14 protein-coding genes and 4 tRNA genes are annotated in these 13987 nt (G+C 68.3%); 11 read left to right on the forward strand and 7 right to left on the reverse strand.

All coding sequences use genetic code 11. The features are described from left to right. Positions 1-2 precede the first annotated feature (2 nt). Positions 3-1922, forward strand: a complete 1920-nt coding sequence (dxs, locus tag C3E87_RS02290) for a 1-deoxy-D-xylulose-5-phosphate synthase (RefSeq protein ID WP_076058788.1) — start codon at positions 3-5, stop codon at positions 1920-1922. Here dxs and C3E87_RS02295 read toward each other — a convergent pair. The 5 genes from C3E87_RS02295 to C3E87_RS02315 all read right to left on the reverse strand — a co-directional run bounded on the left by C3E87_RS02295 (position 1913) and on the right by C3E87_RS02315 (position 5115). Then, entirely contained in the window at positions 1913-3124 is a 1212-nt protein-coding gene (locus C3E87_RS02295) for an HRDC domain-containing protein (RefSeq protein ID WP_076058791.1), read from the reverse strand. The two genes, dxs and C3E87_RS02295, sit on opposite strands and share 10 nt — an antisense overlap. Continuing rightward, a complete protein-coding gene (locus tag C3E87_RS02300; RefSeq protein WP_076058793.1) occupies positions 3121-3705 on the reverse strand; it encodes a DUF3000 domain-containing protein in 585 nt (194 codons plus the stop codon). Before C3E87_RS02300 ends, C3E87_RS02295 begins: the two co-directional genes overlap by 4 nt. A 58-nt stretch (positions 3706-3763) precedes the next feature. Then, positions 3764-4180: a peptide-methionine (R)-S-oxide reductase MsrB gene (gene msrB, locus C3E87_RS02305; RefSeq protein ID WP_076059484.1), complete on the reverse strand. Its 417-nt coding sequence runs from the start codon at positions 4178-4180 to the stop codon at positions 3764-3766. Positions 4181-4211: 31 nt separating this feature from the next. Continuing rightward, complete coding sequence (locus C3E87_RS02310) at positions 4212-4985, reverse strand: sirohydrochlorin chelatase (RefSeq protein ID WP_076058795.1); 774 nt, start codon at positions 4983-4985, stop codon at positions 4212-4214. Positions 4986-5043: 58 nt separating this feature from the next. Beyond that, positions 5044-5115: transfer RNA gene (locus C3E87_RS02315), tRNA-Val, on the reverse strand. A gap of 89 nt (positions 5116-5204) precedes the next feature. On the opposite strand from C3E87_RS02315, the gene C3E87_RS02320 reads away from it, so the two are divergent. From C3E87_RS02320 to C3E87_RS02335, 4 genes are all read left to right on the forward strand, one after another. Beyond that, complete coding sequence (locus C3E87_RS02320; protein WP_198928176.1) at positions 5205-5753, forward strand: alpha/beta family hydrolase; 549 nt, start codon at positions 5205-5207, stop codon at positions 5751-5753. A 102-nt stretch (positions 5754-5855) separates the two neighbouring features. Beyond that, positions 5856-5928, forward strand: a tRNA-Gly gene (locus tag C3E87_RS02325). A 51-nt stretch (positions 5929-5979) separates the two neighbouring features. Continuing rightward, a tRNA-Cys gene (locus C3E87_RS02330) sits at positions 5980-6050 on the forward strand. Between the two features lies 1 nt (position 6051). After that, positions 6052-6126: transfer RNA gene (locus C3E87_RS02335), tRNA-Val, on the forward strand. A 226-nt stretch (positions 6127-6352) separates the two neighbouring features. On the opposite strand, the gene C3E87_RS02340 is transcribed toward C3E87_RS02335, so the two are convergent. Further along, positions 6353-7057 (reverse strand): trimeric intracellular cation channel family protein, encoded by a 705-nt coding sequence (locus tag C3E87_RS02340; protein WP_198928177.1) that lies wholly within the window; start codon positions 7055-7057, stop codon positions 6353-6355. 105 nt (positions 7058-7162) lie between these two features. Between C3E87_RS02340 and C3E87_RS02345 the strand changes: the two genes are divergently transcribed. After that, positions 7163-7843 (forward strand): FMN-binding negative transcriptional regulator, encoded by a 681-nt coding sequence (locus C3E87_RS02345; protein ID WP_076058800.1) that lies wholly within the window; start codon positions 7163-7165, stop codon positions 7841-7843. Here the strand turns inward: C3E87_RS02345 and C3E87_RS02350 are convergent. Beyond that, positions 7829-8482, reverse strand: coding sequence for a PIG-L deacetylase family protein (locus C3E87_RS02350; protein ID WP_076058802.1), 654 nt, complete (start codon positions 8480-8482; stop codon positions 7829-7831). The genes C3E87_RS02345 and C3E87_RS02350 overlap by 15 nt on opposite strands. A gap of 160 nt (positions 8483-8642) precedes the next feature. Here C3E87_RS02350 and C3E87_RS02355 point away from each other — a divergent pair, with 160 nt between their 5' ends. The 5 genes from C3E87_RS02355 to C3E87_RS02375 all read left to right on the forward strand — a co-directional run bounded on the left by C3E87_RS02355 (position 8643) and on the right by C3E87_RS02375 (position 13969). Next, positions 8643-9467, forward strand: coding sequence for a DMT family transporter (locus C3E87_RS02355; RefSeq protein WP_076058805.1), 825 nt, complete (start codon positions 8643-8645; stop codon positions 9465-9467). Between the two features lie 81 nt (positions 9468-9548). Continuing rightward, complete coding sequence (gene thrS, locus C3E87_RS02360) at positions 9549-11585, forward strand: threonine--tRNA ligase (protein WP_083665334.1); 2037 nt, start codon at positions 9549-9551, stop codon at positions 11583-11585. Then, positions 11582-12124 (forward strand): HIT domain-containing protein, encoded by a 543-nt coding sequence (locus C3E87_RS02365; RefSeq protein WP_198928178.1) that lies wholly within the window; start codon positions 11582-11584, stop codon positions 12122-12124. The genes thrS and C3E87_RS02365 overlap by 4 nt, the downstream gene beginning before the upstream one ends. A 1-nt stretch (position 12125) precedes the next feature. Further along, positions 12126-12950, forward strand: a complete 825-nt coding sequence (locus tag C3E87_RS02370) for a hypothetical protein (protein WP_076058810.1) — start codon at positions 12126-12128, stop codon at positions 12948-12950. Further along, positions 12947-13969: a glycosyltransferase family 4 protein gene (locus C3E87_RS02375; RefSeq protein WP_076058812.1), complete on the forward strand. Its 1023-nt coding sequence runs from the start codon at positions 12947-12949 to the stop codon at positions 13967-13969. The genes C3E87_RS02370 and C3E87_RS02375 overlap by 4 nt, the downstream gene beginning before the upstream one ends. The last annotated feature ends 18 nt before the right edge of the window (positions 13970-13987 follow it).

Consider the following 13987-nt stretch of genomic DNA (forward strand, 5'->3'; position numbering starts at 1 on the left):
GCATGTCTCTGTTGGATTCGGTGCACAGCCCCCATGACCTGCGGGCGCTGTCCAGGAAACAACTGGTGCAGTTGGCTGACGAGATCAGGCGCTTCCTGATCACGAAGGTCAGCCGCACCGGTGGCCACCTGGGCCCGAACCTCGGCGTCGTCGAATTGACCATGGCCATCCACAAGGTCTTCGATTCGCCGTCAGATCCCATCATTTTCGACACCGGTCACCAGAGCTACGTCCACAAGATCCTCACCGGCCGGGCCCCTCTCTTCGACACCCTCCGCCAGCAGGAGGGCATCTCCGGGTACCCGGAACCTGACGAATCGGAACATGACTGGGTGCGCAACTCGCACGCCTCATCGGCCCTCTCGTGGGCCGAGGGCCTGGCCAAGGGGTTCCGCATCAAGGGGGAGGATCGCACCGTTGTGGCGGTCGTCGGCGACGGAGCGCTGACCGGCGGCATGGCCTGGGAAGCCCTCAACAACATCGCTGACGCCGGCGACCTGCGTCTCGTGGTGATCGTCAACGACAACGGTCGCTCCTACACACCCACCGTCGGAGGGCTGGCCAACCACCTGGCCGGCCTCCGCACGGACCACCGCTACGAGAAGACGCTGAGCGTCATCAAGCGCGGCGTGAACCGCATCCCCGTGTTCGGGCGGCCGGTCTATGACCTCATGCACGGTTTCAAGACCGGCGTGAAGGACGTCCTGGCGCCCCAGACGATGTTCTCGGACATCGGCATCAAGTACACCGGCCCCATCGACGGCCACGACATCACGGCCCTCACCAACCACCTTGAACAGGCACGCCAGTTCGGTGGCCCGGTGATCGTGCACTGCGTGACGCGCAAGGGCCGGGGCTTCCAGGCCGCCGAGGAGCACGAGGAGGACCGCTTCCACGCGGTCGGCAAGATCAACGAGTTCACCGGAGAGCCGCTGTCGGCGACGGTGCAGGCCACCTGGACGGACGCGTTCGCCGAAGCCATCGTGCAGCTCGGTCAGCGACGCCCAGACCTGGTGGCCATCACCGGGGCCATGCTCAACCCCACCGGGCTGGGTCGGTTCGCAGCGGCGTTCCCGGACCGGATCTTCGACGTCGGTATCGCCGAACAGCACGCAGTGGTCTCCGCGGCCGGCCTGGCGCGCGCCGGTCTGCATCCGGTGGTCGCCCTCTACGCCACGTTCCTGAACCGGGCCTTCGACCAGGTGCTCATGGACGCGGCGCTCCACAAGGCCGGCATCACACTGGTGCTGGACAGGGCCGGGGTGACCGGCACGGACGGGCCCAGCCACAACGGCATGTGGGACATGACGCTCCTGGGCATCGTGCCGCACCTCCAACTGGCCGCACCGCGCGACCAGACCCGCCTGGTGGCAGCGCTGGACCATGCCGTGGAGGTCGACGATGCGGTCACCGTCGTGCGGTACTCGAAGGAACGCCTGCCGGACGAAATGCCGGAGATCGCCCACGTGGGTGCGGGGATCAACCGCGTCGACGTGCTGGTCCGGCCCGAAGAGGCGAAGGTCCTCATCGTGGGCTACGGGCAGTTCGTGGGAGCTGCGTTGGATCTCGCCGAACGCCTCGATGACCAGGGCGTGTCCGCCGCAGTCGTGGACCCGCTGTGGGCCCTGCCGGTGAGCCCAGACCTCGTGTCGCTGGCCAGCGGCTACGACCTCGTGGTCACCTTGGAGGACAACCTCGTCGACGGTGGCGTCGGCCAGCGGCTCGGGGCACAGTTGGCGATGGAGGATGCACCGGTGAAGGTGCGCAACTTCGGCATCCCCAAGGAATTCCTGAAGCACGGCTCACGCGACGAAGTGCTGGAGCGCATCGGGCTCACCGCCGCCGCCACGGCGCTGTCGGTGCTGGGTGACCTGCTCTCCACCGAGATGGCCGACGTCACCGTCGAGGACGCTCAGGCCTGACCGAGCGCCTCCGCGATGGCGGGGGCCAGGAAGTCGGCCTGCCACGGCCGGGCGCCCAGCTCCAGGAGCACCTCTCGCTTCACCTCTGAATGACGGTAGAGCGCCTCCTGCAGCACCGCGGGCGGTGCGATCAGGCTGGGCTGGAGCCCCCCCAGGTCGCAGGCCAATTCGTCGACGGCGGGCCGCACCGCTGCCCAGCGCAACGCTGCCTCAGGATTCGCCTTGTCCCAGGACCTGGGGTGCGGCACGCCGGGGGTGTGCAGGTGTTTGGCCGGGTACTGTTCGGGCGGCAGGTGCCGCACACGTTCGAGTGCGGCCAGCCAGTGCCGGACGTAGCGCTGCCCCGGCTGGGAGCTGAAGCCAGGGAGGTTCTGGACCTGCGCCGCGCTCGGTACCGTGTCGCGGGCCAGGGCGGCGACCGCCAACACTGCCGAATCATGGAGGATCCAGCCTGGCGGCCTGTCGCGGCGCCTGGCAACCTCGTCCCGCGCCAGCCACAGTTCGCGGGCCACGGCGTACTGCATCGGCGTCCTGAGGGTGGTGAGGCCGCTGAGGCGCCGCCAGGGGTCCTCGCGGGGCTTCGGCGGCGTACTGAAACGCGCCAGCATGTCGTCGTTCTCCTGCGCGGACCATTCTTCCCGCCCCGCCAACACCAGGTGGGTGGCCAACACCTTAGACAGTTCGAGGAGGTAGTCCACGTCGAGTGCGGCGTAGATCAACCAGGATTCGGGCAGCGGTCGCCGCGACCAGTTGTCGGCGGAGTGCGCCTTGCGGAGTTTGATCCCGAGCTCGGCCTCGAGGAGGGCTCCGAGCGATGCACCGGGTTTTGCCAGGAGACGCGCAGCGAGTTCGGTGTCGAAGATCCGCGGCGGGATGATGTTGATCTCCTGCATGCAGGGCAGGTCCTGGGTGGCGGCGTGGACGATCCAGGTGGCGGTGCCGCACGCGTCGACGAGTGAGCTGAGGTCAGCCAGTTCCCCGTCCTGCTCAAAGGCGATCGGATCGATCAGCCACGTCCCCGAGCCTTCACGGCGGATCTGGAGCAGGTAGGCCTTCGCCCAGTACCGGTGGCCGTGCGCACGCTCCGTGTCAAAGGCCACCGGCCCTCTGCCGGCGCGCAGGGCAGTGAGGCACTCCGCCAGGAGTTGAGGGGTGTCGACGACGGGCTTGAGGGGCTCGCGGCTGCTGTTCACATATGTCATAGGTTGCGGCCCACCGGCAGGGTGGCCACGCCCGGCGGCAGGGGAGGTTGCCCGGCCACCTGTCCGAGCAGATCCTGCCAGGCCGCGAGATGGGGCGTGAGGGAGTGTGCGCCGTCGAGTTGGGGAGTCCAGGAGGAGCGCAGTTCGACGTCGGCCCTGTCCGGTTCCTGAACCATCTCGCCGAACCCTCGACCGTACGAGGCGGTCACCGTGCCGGCCAGTGCCGAGGCGTCGCAGCCGTGGCTCTCCAGCGCTTCGGTGAACCATGACCACGCCACTTCAGGGAGAAGAGGGTCTGTGACCATGTCCAGGTCCACCTCGGCGCGGACGTAGGTCACGAGGCGGAAGGTGCCGGCCCATGCGTCGTTGCCCGCGGGATCGTGGAGCAGGATCAGGCGCCCGGTTGCCAAGGGCTCGTCGTCGTCCAGCAGTTCGGCGGCGATGGCCACCGAGTAGGGCGCGATGCGCTGCGGAGAGCCGATCTCGTCCGCGGTGATGCCGGAACGCCAGTTCATGGCCGTCAACTCCCGGAGAGCGCGGCGGAACGGCTCTGGAGTGATGCTGGTGACATTCGCGGGCACGTCGCCACTCTAAGCGCGGCGCCACGCTTTTCGGTGGTGGCGCGCCGAGAAGCCCTGCTCAGGAACGGCGCAGGTTCAGGGACACGGAATTGATGCAGAAGCGCAGGTCGGTGGGCGTCCCGTAACCCTCGCCCTCGAAGACGTGGCCCAGATGACCGTCACAGTTGCTGCACCGCACCTCGACGCGGGGGCGGCCGGGCAGCGACCTGTCCTCGATGTAGCGGACGCGTTCCTCCGCCAGTGGGGCGAAGAAGCTGGGCCAGCCGCAGTTGGAGTGGAACTTCTCATTGCTGCGAAACAGTTCCGCGCCGCAGCCCCGGCATTCGTAGACACCCTCGTCCTCGGTGTCGGTGTATGCGCCGGTGAACGGTCGCTCCGTGCCGGCCTCCCGAAGGACGTGGTACTCCATCTTGCTGAGCTGCTCGCGCCATTCGGTATCCGGTTTGATCAGCTTCGGGACGTACTGGTCAGTCATGAAGACGATGATAATCGCCATCGCAAGCTGATCAGTCCTCCTCGCCCTCCAGGACCTCCGCGGACAACTGGGTGGGGGTGCCGTCGAGCAGCTCCATCGCGCCGAACGCATAGCGGGCGAGGATGAGCTGCCTCAGATGGGGAGTGGGGCCGATGGGCGAGGTCACGGCGATGGCCCCGGCGCGCAACGCCGCATGGGCGTGGGCCTGGTAGTCCGGCGTGGGGGCCAGGAAGACGCCTCCGACGGCGATGTGACGGCGCCCCTGTCCGCGCAGGGCGGCGACCGCGGAGGCGGTGGCCCTGCCGCTGCCCTCGTCGACCGCCAACTGGACCGGGATGCGGTGGTGGGCCGACCATTGGCGGGCGCGACGGGCCAGCAACGACGAGCCACGGACGTCGCCGCCGGCAGGTGCCGCGAGGATGAGTCCGTCGATCTCGAGGGCGCCGCCCCGGTGCAACGCTTCCCTGACCCGTTCGTCGAGGATGTTCAGCAGTTCGCTGGCCGGGCCCACGGGGCGACTGACTGCCAAGTGGATGTCTGGAGAACGCTGGAAGGTGTCGAGCACGGGGGCGTGATCTGCTGCGGAAACGAGGTCCAGGGGGATCAGCACCGCCTCTGCCACCTCGTCCGCGACGAGTTGGCCCACCACGTCTTCGAGCCGCGGCTCGGGGCCGCCGATGCGGCCGAGAAAGACCCGGAGGTCCCTGCGCGCACTGCGGAGGTCCTCGAGGATGGCCTCAAGGGAGGAGTTCACAGCTTCGTCGTCGGGGCCGTCGGCCACGAGTACGATCGCGGGTGCTGTCATCGCCTCATTCCTCCGGGCCCTCGGTGGGCAAAACCAGCGTCGGAAAGCCCCACTAGAGTGGGCGATGGCGGTTTCGAACCGCCGACCTCTTCGGTGTGAACGAAGCGCGCTACCACTGCGCCAATCGCCCTAGCGAAGAAAAACTCTAGCGGATCGGAAACCAGAATGCGAACTGAGGTCCTGGAGGTCCCCACAACCATGGGAAATGCGCGGGCTCACGTGTCCTATCCGGCAGGCGCCGCGGGCCTCATGGTGCTCGGGCACGGGGCCGGCGGGGGAGTGGAGACCGCAGATCTCAGGGCCGCACTGAAGGCGGGTCTGGAGGCGGGCTGCGTGGTGGCGCTGGTGGAGCAGCCCTACAGGGTCGCCGGTCGCAGGGTGCCGCCGCCCATCGCCAACGCCGAGCGGGCGTGGGTGCAGGTGGTCGGGCAGCTCCGGGCGCAGGTGCCCGGCGGCGTCCTGGTCGTGGGTGGTCGCTCGTTCGGGGCGCGGGTGGCGTGCCGGTCCGCGGCTGAGGTGGGTGCTTCGGCGGTGCTGTGCCTCGCTTTCCCGCTCGTGTCGCCCAAGGGCGCGGACCGGGGCCCCGAGTTGTACTCCGTGTCGGCGCCGGTGCTCGTCGTCCAAGGCAGGAAAGACCCGTTCGGGCTCCCGGAGGAGGGTGCGACGAGGCGCGTCGTCCTCGTGGACGGGACGCACACCCTGAGCCGGGAGCCGGAGCGGGTGGAGCAGGCGATCGCGGACTGGCTGGGTGAATGGGTCAGCGCCTGATCGCGCTGAGGAACCGGCGATTTGCACTTTGCTGAATCCGTGGACTAATGTTCTCTACGCGCCGAACGCGGCAAACCGGAAGGGGAGCAGCGGTAGCGCAAGGCGGACGTAGCTCAGTTGGTAGAGCATCACCTTGCCAAGGTGAGGGTCGCGAGTTCGAATCTCGTCGTCCGCTCGGAGATCAAGGTCTCTCCCAGACCCACAAGGGGAGGGTAACCCTCCACCCGGTGGAGTGGCCGAGAGGCGAGGCAACGGACTGCAAATCCGTGTACACGGGTTCAAATCCCGTCTCCACCTCGGGCGGTTGGCGCAGTGGTAGCGCGCTTCCCTGACACGGAAGAGGTCGCTGGTTCAAACCCAGTACCGCCCACCAGAAGACACCCGGCCATGCCGGGTGTCTTTTCTATTTTGGGGCTGATGCTCCACACTCAACATCGTGGTGTTCGGGGACGACCCTTCCCGGAAATGGGTCGCTAGGGTTTCCCATTGGCTCCGCGGGCTTGATCCCCGTCGACCTCACGACTGATTCGGAGCGCGTCGTGTGGGACCTGGACGTCATCTCCACGGGGCGACGCGTCAGTGAACTGAGGCGGTAGCGCTCAGTCGTCGATGACGGGTCGACGGTCCTGGAGGCGCAGCAGACGGAGGCTGCGGAGGCTCAGCGCGACCTTCCGAAGGGCCTTGCGCCCGTCGACCGCTGAATCCTGGTACTCGAAGACGGGCAACCGCCAGCGGAACTTGATGGCCAGCATCCGCAGGGCGAAACCGACGGCCAGGGTGACGGCCACCGCCGCATTGTGGGCGACCCCCACCTCCAACAGACCCATGAAGAGCAGCGCGGCGATGACGGACACGGAGGCGTACAACTCCTCACGGAACACCAACGGGATCCGGTCACAGAAGAGATCCCGCATGATGCCGCCCGCCACGCCGGTCACCACGGCACCGACGACCGCGATGATGATGCCCAGTTCCATGTCGAGGGCCACCTGCGCTCCGAGGATGGAGAAGACCACCAGCCCGAGACCATCGAGTGCGAGGAACAGTTGCCGGAAGTACTTCATGATCCCGGCGATAGAGATGGTGATGACGGCTGCGAGCACGACGAGCAACACGTACTCGGGATCGCGGACCCACGTGAGCGGATAGTGCCCGAACAGGACGTCGCGGATTGATCCGCCACCGAGCGCAGTGACCAGCGCGACCATGATGACGCCGAAGAGGTCCATGCGTTCCCTGCCGGCGGCCAGGGCCCCGGTCATTCCCTCCGCAGTGATGCCGATCGCCCAGAGAATTGTGAGCACGTATCTCCTCTCATGCAAGGACAATGATGCAGGACGTGGCGCGGTGGACAGAAAATGACCTGCCCCGGAGGCGGCGCCAGCCCGGCCAGCGCCTAGGGTGGCTGCGTGCATGTGCCAGACCACTTCAGCCTTCCCGAGGACCGCCTGCAGCAACTGCTCGCCGAGGTGCGTCCTGGCAATCTCGTGACCGTCCATGAAGACGGACCGCTGTCGACCTTCGTCCCCATGCACTGCGAATCCCGCGGCGGATCCCGCGTGCTGGTCACCCACCTGGTGCGCAACAACCCCCAGGCCCGGACCCCGATCACCGGCCGTGGGATGGCCATCTTGGACATCGCCGACGCGTACGTCTCGCCCCACTGGTACGCCACCAACCAGGAACTGCCCAACGTCCCGACCTGGGATTACCTGACGATCCATGCCTGGGGCTCCGTCCGTATCGACCCGAGTCCCGACGCAGCGCTTCGCGCCGCAAGCGCCCTGACCGAGCGTATGGAGGGGCCCGAAGTGCTCGACGCCGTCGGGGCGGAGAAGTTGGGCCTCATGGCGCGCGCCATCGTCGGCGTCGAACTCGAGATCGACCGGATCGAGGCGAAGGCCAAGATGAGCCAGAACCGCCATCCCGACGACATCCGCAGCCTCATCCAGCACTTCGAGCAGCACGGTCCCGCAGAGGTGGCCGGCTACCTCCGCGAGGTGAGCCTCCCACATGCCGAGCGCCGCTTCGGCACTATCGAACGGCTCCGGACCCGCGCTTTCCCCGCTGAGGTCCTAGAGACGCCGTAGGTATTCCCTGTCGCCCAGCAGTTCCAGCCGGCGCCATAGGAGGCTGCCGGGGACCGCTTGGCTCGTGTGAGCCCGCACCGCCATCATCTGGACGTCCCTGGTGACGGGGAGCGAATGGTGGAGGTCACCTTTCGGGTAGCCGACCAGGTCGGTCCCGAACTCCTCGTTGACGGCGTCGGCGACCCCCTCGGGAAGCGCCCACCCGAGGATCTGTACACCGTCCTCCCTGGCCACGGTGACGGCGGCCTCCGTGGCCGCCCTGTGATCCGGATGACCGGTGACGCCCTCCAGCGGGTCAAAGGTCAGCAGGAGATCGGGATGGAACTCCGCCACGCTCATCCTGACGCGTGCGGCGAGGATGGCTGGATCCTCCGCGGCCAGCCCGCCGTCGGGGTAGTCGCACAGCTCGAAGGCTGCGACGCCCAGTGCCTGACACGCCGTACTGAGTTCGAGTTCGCGCTGGGCGCTCAGCTCAGGGTTGGCCCCCAGGGTGGAGGCCTCGCCCTTCGTGAGGCACAGCACCTGAACCCGAGCCCCATCTGAGACGTAGTGGTCGATGACGGCGCCGAGGCCGAAGGATTCGTCATCCGGATGCGCGATGACGGCCAACACTCTCTGAGCGGAAGGAACGTGGTTCATGATCCGAGGCTAGCCATCCGGATGCGCCCAGATCCCCTGATGTGCCAAGAAAGCATGACCGAGGACGCGTCGAGGAGCCGACGCGGCTGGCGCTTCAGATCCTGGGGCCGCGGGTCTGGCGCTGACCGGCGGATCGCCCAACCCCGCGTAGAGTCGGGCCGTGCCCCGCCCCGTCGTCCTGGTTTTGATCGCGATCGCTTCCGTCCAGTTCGGGGCGGCGATCGCCAAGTCCATCTTCGACTCGGCCCATCCCGTCACCCTCGCGTTCCTGCGGGCCCTCATCGGCGCGGTCATCTTCCTCGCCTTCTCCCGGCCGCAGGTCACCGGACGCAGCGGTGGCGACTGGCTGGTCGTCGTCGCCTACGGCCTGTGCCTCTCGGGGATGAACATGCTGATCTACCTCAGCTTCCAGCGCATCCCCATCGGGCTGGCCGTCACGCTCGAATTCGTCGGCCCACTGGCCCTGGCCGTGCTCGGTTCACGCAGGTGGCTGGACATCCTCTGGGTCTCGCTCGCGGCGACCGGCGTGGTGCTGCTGGGCGCGGGGCCCACCGTCGTTGACCCACTCGGCATGGTGTTCGCCCTGGCTGCCGGCGCCCTCTGGGCGGGCTACATCGCGTTGGCGGGCCCCGTGGGCAGGCGATGGGAGGGCATGAGTGGGCTCACCGTCGGCAGCCTCATCGGCGCCGCGGCCCTGATCGTTCCGGGCACCCTGCTGGCCGACGGCGCGTTCGGCGACCTCAGGGTGCTCGGTGTCATGGCCGCCGTAGCGCTGCTCAGCACCGTGATCCCGTATGCCATGGAACTGCAGGCCAGGCGATCCCTGAAGGCCGCGTCGTTCTCGATCCTCATGAGCCTCGAGCCCGCTGCGGCCGCACTCTTCGCCTGGATGGTGCTGGGGGAGTGGCTGCGTTGGCCCGAATGGGTGGCGATGGCCTGCGTCATTGTCGCCTCCATCGGCGCGATCAGGACGGCGCGGCAGTGATGGGACCCAACTACCACGGTTGAGCTCCACGCGGCACAATGGGGGCGTCAGACCAACCGACCACACCACAAGGAGTGCCCCATGAGTGGAGTCATCACCGTCCACCGCAACGACCAGGCGGAACAGATGGAGCTGACTACCACGACCACGGGGCTCGATCTCTTCGGTGAGGACCGCACGGTCGTCGCCATGCGCGTCGCCGGGGAACTCCTGGACCTCCAGCGCGAACTGGCCGACGGCGACGTTGTCGAGCCGGTCGCCATCGACAGCCCGGAGGGCCTCTCGATCCTGCGCCACTCGTGCGGCCACGTCACCGCGCAGGCGCTGCAGGACCTGCATGCCGACGCGCGGCTGGGTATCGGCCCGCCCATCACGGACGGCTTCTACTACGACTTCCAGGTGGACCCGCTGACCCCTGAAGATCTCAAGTCCATCGAGAAGAAGATGGGCCAGATCATCAAGGCACGCCAGCGTTTCGTGCGCCGCGTCGTGACAGACGAAGAGGCCCGCGCGGAGCTGGCTGACGAGCCGTTCAAGCTCGAACTCATCTCCGCAAAGTCCAGCGCTTCGGATGACGACGGCTCCTCCGTCGAGGTCGGCGCCGGCGAACTCACCATCTACGACAACCTCAACCGCGACGGCTCGGTGGCGTGGAAGGACCTCTGCAGGGGCCCCCACATCCCGCACACCGGTTACCTCGGCAACGGCTGGGCACTCACCCGCACCTCCGCCGCCTACTGGCGCGGGGACCAGCGCAACGCCGGCCTCCAGCGCGTGTACGGCACCGCGTGGCCGTCGAAGGACGAACTGCAGGCCTACAAGACGCGGCTGGACGAGGCCGCCAAGCGCGACCACCGCAAGCTCGGCACCGAACTCGACCTGTTCAGCTTCCACGAGATGGTGGGCTCGGGCCTCCCGCTGTTCCACCCCCGCGGCGGGGTGATCAAGCGCGAAATGGAAGATTACGTGCGCACCCGCCACATCCAGGAGGGCTTCGACTACGTCGGCACGCCACACATCGCCAAGGAGGAACTCTTCTACACCTCCGGCCACCTGCCGTACTACGCCGATGGCATGTTCCCCCCCATCCTGGAGGACGCCGAGCGCGACGAGCAGGGCAACGTCGTCAAGGGTGGCCAGGCGTACCGCCTCAAGGCCATGAACTGCCCCATGCACAACCTGATCTTCTCGTCGCGTGGCCGTTCCTACCGTGACCTGCCCTTGCGCTTCTTCGAGTTCGGCACCGTGTACCGCGACGAGGCCTCGGGCGTGGTGCAGGGACTGACCCGCGTGCGCTCCATCACGCAGGACGACTCGCACAGCTACTGCACCAAGGAACAGGCGCCGGACGAGGTGCGCCACCTGCTGCGCTTCGTCTTGTCGCTGCTGAACGATTTCGGGCTCACCGACGTTGCGCTGGAGGTCTCCACCCGCGACGAGGACGGCAAGAAGAAGGACAAGTTCATCGGTTCCGACGAGCAGTGGGCAGAGGCGACCGAGATCCTCGAAGGCATCGCCCGCGACTCCGGCCTGCCCGTGGTCGCAGACCCCGGCGGTGCCGCCTACTACGGCCCGAAGATCTCCATCCAGGCGAAGGACGCGATCGGTCGCACCTGGCAGATGTCGACCATCCAGTACGACTTCAACCAGCCGGAGCGCTTCAACCTGCACTACACGGCCTCGGACGGCTCGCACCAGCAGCCGGTGATGATCCACTCGGCGAAGTTCGGCTCCATCGAGCGGTTCATGGGCGTGCTCATCGAGCACTACGCCGGCGCGTTCCCCGCCTGGCTCTCGCCGGTCCAGGTCACCGCGATCCCGGTGGCCTCCGAGTTCGACGAGTACCTCGGCGGCGTCGTCGCTCAGCTCCAGGCGAAGGGCGTGCGGGTGGACTTCGACACCTCCGACGACCGGTTCGGCAAGAAGATCCGCAACGCCACCCAGGGCAAGGCCCCGTTCATCCTGATCGCCGGCGGCGAGGACCGCGACGGCGGCACGGTGTCGTTCCGGTTCCGTGACGGGTCGCAGCGCAACGCCGTGAGTGTCGACGACGCGGTGACCACCATCGTCGACTTCATCGGGTCGCGCTCCAACGAGTCGCCCACCGCCGGCGAGTGACCATGGACGACATTGAGGCGTCCGGCACGCTGCCCGGTGTGCCGGACGCGTTCCAGCGCCTGTGGACCCCGCACCGCATGGTCTACATCGAGGGGGAGGGCAAACCCACGGGCGGTCACGACTGCCCCTTCTGCACCTCACCCAAGCGCACGGACGACGACGGGTTGGTCGTCGCCCGCGGCGAGCATGCCTACGTGGTGATGAACCTGTTCCCGTACTCGCCCGGGCATCTGCTGGTGTGCCCCTACCGGCACGTCGCCGACTACACGGACCTGACGCCTGAGGAGACCCGCGAGGTTTCCGAGTTGACACAGCGGGCGATGCGCGTGGTGCGGTCCGTCTCGAAGCCCCACGGCTTCAACATCGGCATGAACCAGGGCGACGTGGCGGGGGCGGGCATCGCCATGCACCTGCACCAGCACATCGTCCCGCGCTGGAAGGGCGACATGAACTTCATGCCCGTCATCGCCCAGACCAAGGCCGTGCCACAACTCCTCGGCGACGCCCGCAGGCTGCTGGCCGAGGCCTGGCACCGCTGACGTGGACCTCAGCTCAGCTGTCTGGGCGGTGGGCCGACGGGTGCCCCGGCGGCTCGGCGACGCCTTCGCGCGCTTTGCCGCGCCACTCGTCTCGCTGAAGCGGCTGCCGGCCGTCGACGCGTGGGCGGATTCGGTGGAGCACGCAACCGGCGCCAGGCCGACGAGCGGGCAACGCCTTCGGCTGCTGACCAACTGGATCCGCAACAACCTGTGGTCACTGAGCCTCGCGGGGTGGAGCGACGAGGAGATCCTCCGGGTCGTGTCGATCGACGACGACCACCTGGCCAGGCTGCGGGATTCGGTGGCAGGTCCGGGGCTCGTCGTGGCGCTGCCCCACATGGGTTCCTGGGACTTCGCCGGTGCCTGGGCGGCCAGGGCCGGGCTCAAGGTGGTCAGTGTCGCCGAACGCCTGCCCAACGGGGTCTACGAGCGTTTCGCCGAGGCCCGCGCCGGCATGGGCATGATCATCTACCCCGTCGACCAGCCGGATGTGATGCGTCTGCTGGCCGAGGACGTGAAGGCCGGCAGGCTGGTGTGCCTGCTGGCTGACCGTGACCTCTCCTCCCGGGGCCTCAAGGTGCCGTGGCCGGGGGCCGACGCGCTCGTGGGCGTGCCCGCGGGTCCGGCGCTCCTCGCGCGGCGCACGGGGGCCGATCTCCGGGTCACCACCACGTATTTCGACGGTGACCGGCTCAGGCTGGAAGTCTCGGAACCCATCGGGGGCGACAGCGCCGAGGAACTGATGACGGGTGCCGTGGAGGTCTTCGCCGATGCCGTGCGGCGACACCCGGAGAGCTGGCTGATGCTGCGCAAGGTGTTCGTGTGAGCCTCCGCGTCGCGCTCGTGTGCCCGTACTCGCTGGACCAGCCGGGCGGCGTCGCGACGCACGTGCTGGGGCTCGCGGCCTGGCTCAGGAGCCGTGGCCACCGGGCCTTCGTGGTGGCACCGGGCACGGGGCCGTCGAGCGACGACGTGCACCTGCTGGGGAGGGCGGTGAGCCTGCCGTTCAACGGCGCAGTGGCGCACCTGGGGGTGCTGCCCGATCAGGCGATGGAGACACGCGCAGCGATCGACGGCGCCGATCTGGTCCACGTCCACGAGCCGCTGACGCCGGGAGTCGCCTACGCGGCGGCGCGGTCGGCTCGGGACAGGCTCGTGGTGACCCACCACGCCCACTTCCGGCCCGGCCTCCTCGCGGTTCCGCTCCGGCTCCGCGCGGCACTGCTGCCGCCCCGCCAGAGCGTCGCGGTGTCGGAAGCGGCCGCAGAGACGGCGCGCATCGTCACGGGCGCGGCTCCCGTCGTCGTGCCCAACGCGGTGGAGGTGCCGGCCGGGCCGCCGGCGGCGAAGCAGGGCGACGTGGTGCTGTTCCTCGGCCGGCTCGACGAACCGCGGAAGGGGTACCCCACCTTCGCGGCACTGGCCGGTCTGGTTCCCGAGGCGACCTTTGTGGCCATCGGCCCCGGCGCCGGGGGAGCGCCGCAGGTCCGCGAACTCGGCGCCCTCAGCGACGAGGAACGCAACCGTTGGTTGGCCGAGGCTCGCGTGCTCGTGGCCCCCAACCGCTTCGGGGAGTCCTTCGGCATCATCCTGATCGAGGCGTTGGCCCGGGGCTGCGCGGTGGTCGCCAGCGACCTGCCCGCCTTCCGGGCCGTCGTCGATGACGACGCGGTGGCGTCCTTCTTCCCGCCCGACGACCTGGCCGCGGCGTCGGCGCAGCTGCGCGCGCGCCTCGCCTCCCCGGCGGACCCTGTCTTGGCCTGGCAGTCCGCGAGGCGCTTCTCCTGGGATGTGGTCGGCCCCCAGATCGAGGACGTCTACTCCAGTGCCCTCGCAGGCAGGTAGGCGACGCGGCAAAACCCG

The organism is Tessaracoccus sp. ZS01 (assembly GCF_022342445.1).
In the GTDB taxonomy this organism is placed as follows: Bacteria; Actinomycetota; Actinomycetes; order Propionibacteriales; family Propionibacteriaceae; genus Arachnia.